1 protein-coding gene is annotated in these 2380 nt (G+C 42.7%); it reads right to left on the bottom strand.

Translation table 11 applies throughout. The features are described 5' to 3' along the window. Nucleotides 1-3: 3 nt before the first annotated feature. Nucleotides 4-2370, bottom strand: a complete 2367-nt coding sequence (locus tag DDR33_RS13075) for an ABC transporter permease (RefSeq protein ID WP_109416246.1) — start codon at nucleotides 2368-2370, stop codon at nucleotides 4-6. Between the last annotated feature and the right edge of the window lie 10 nt (nucleotides 2371-2380).

Below are 2380 nucleotides of genomic sequence, written 5' to 3'. Positions count from 1 at the left end.
TAACTACTCCGTCCTCAGGCTTCTTACCGGGTTCGCCAGAGAAGCCTTAACTGCTTTAAATCCAATGGTAATTTGTGCAATCAGCAGCGTTAGAAAGGCGGCGAGCAGGAAGGGTGTGGCGTCGATATTTGTTTTGTAAGCATAATCGTCGAGTAATTTATTTAATGCCCACCATGCAAGGGGAAATGATATGGCACAGGAGACCAGTACAAGCTTAATCAGGTCGGTCGAGAGCATTTTTACGATATCTGAAATTCCGGCTCCCAGCGTTTTTCTTATCCCGATCTCCTTCACTTTGCTTTCTGCTGTGTAAGTGATCAGTCCGAACAGACCAAGGCAGGAGATCAGGATCGTGATGCATGCAAAGATGTTGAACATCAAACCGACCCGGATGTCTGACCTGTATGTTTCATTAAATGAATCGTCCAGGAACTTGTATTCAAATGGGATATCTCCGTTATACTGTTTCCATACGCTCTTCAATTCATTGATGGCGCGGGAAGCATCTCTGGCAGTCGTCCTGACATACATTGCCTCTTTCCATGTTCTGTAAAACAAGATCATCGGCTTAATCTGGTTGTGCAGGTTCTGAAAATGGAAATCTTTTACAACGCCGGCAATATTTCCTTCAACATCGTGGAATTTAAATCGCTTTCCAATAGGATCCTTTATCCCCATTTCTTTTATAGCAGTTTCATTTAATATGAAATGACTGCTGTCAGCCGGGGTACCGCTAAATCCGGGACCGTCTTTTAACTGAATATTCATAACTTTTATAAAGTTCCGGTCGACAGCGAGTTGGTTAATCATGAATGTTTGCTGGAGAGCGGTCTTTCCATCCCATTCTGCATCCCCGCTGGAACTGTATAAATTCATAATATCATCTCCGGCATAGGTGACATCCACTATTCCGGGTTGGCTCAAAAGGTTTGATCTTACAGCGTCATAATGATCAGCCATTTTATGAAATTTCAGGGCGATGACGTTCTCTTTGTCATATCCGAGATTCTTCTCCCGGATGTATCTTAGCTGTCTGCTTAATATGATCGTTGAGATCACCAATATCACTGAAAGAGTGAATTGTACTACTACAAGTACTTTTCTAAGTGTTATGCTTTTCCCTGCACGCAGAACTTTTCCTTTGAGAGATTCTAATGGGTCAAGAGACAGTAAGTTGACAGCTGGATAAATGCCGGCAAGTATCAGGGTAATCAGCAGGGTGGAAAGGTAGGTTAAAAGAACTCCTCCGTTGAAGAAGCTGAATTGTATCTGTTTTGCTGAGATTTTATTATATAGAGGGATCGTGATATAAATGATCATGGTGGCTACCACCAGGGATACAAGGATCAGCAGTAAAGTCTCGCACATAAACTGAAGAAACAAATGCCGGTTACCCGCGCCCGCAATTTTCCTCACGCTTATTTCTTTTGCCCGTTTTACGGCTCTTGCAGTGACGAGATTAACGTAATTTATACAGGCAATAAACAAAATAATAACAGCTACCAGGAAAAATATCCTGACAGTGGCCATCCCCTGTTCCTTTCCCTGAGCGTCGTACAAATGAACCTTTTTTAGAGGCAAAAGGATATAAGTGAGGTTTTTGGTAAAATCCTCCGGCTGTGCCTTCTGATGAATTCTTGTCAGCTTAATGGCGGCAGAATTCGCGCTTTCCTGTTTTTTGAACAGGAAATATGTGTCATAGTTATAATTACCCCAGTCTTCATTTAAACTCTTCCAGTAATCATTTCCGTCATAATTACTTTCCAGGCGATTAAAGGGAAGAACCATGCTGTACCGGATACTTGAGTTTTCCGGAATATCCTTCATGACACCTGTCACATGCATTTGTTCGTTATCATTCGCAATGATTGTCTTGCCAATAGGATTTTCTTTGCCAAAAAACTTTTCAGCAGTTGTCTCCGACATGACGACCGATTGTTTATCCGGGAACAGGTTTCTTTTATCTCCCTGGATTATTTGAAAGTCAAACATCGAAAAGAAGGAGGTATCTGCTAATCCGCAATCAATAGAAAAGAACTTTTTATCTTTATAACGGAATCTCTGAAGTTGCCAGGCCCCGGAGACTCTGCATGCATCTGCTATTTCGGGTACCTGAAGTTTTCCGGCTGTTGCCAGTGGAGCAGGAGTCGAGGTCCAAACTTCTTCCTTCCCGTTTTGCCTGAACGCCGCTGAAACCCTGTAGATCCGGTCAGCCTTGCTATGAAACATATCAAAGCTCAGCTCATCCTGAACCCAGAGCAACAGGAGTATTGACGCCGCAAGACTTACTCCCAATCCCGCAATGTTAACGATTGAATAAGTTCTGTTAGCGGCTAAGTTCCGCCAGGCTGTTCTCAGATATGTTTTCATGATTTATATG

Origin of the sequence: Pararcticibacter amylolyticus, from assembly GCF_003130405.1 — a bacterium.
GTDB lineage: Bacteria > Bacteroidota > Bacteroidia > Sphingobacteriales > Sphingobacteriaceae > Arcticibacter > Arcticibacter amylolyticus.
This window is presented reverse-complemented; position numbering and strand designations above follow the sequence as displayed.

Bases quoted from the DNA above. Each gene is read 5' to 3' on its own strand.
- DDR33_RS13075 (WP_109416246.1), bottom strand. From the start codon at position 2,370: ATGAAAACATATCTGAGAACAGCCTGGCGGAACTTAGCCGCTAACAGA.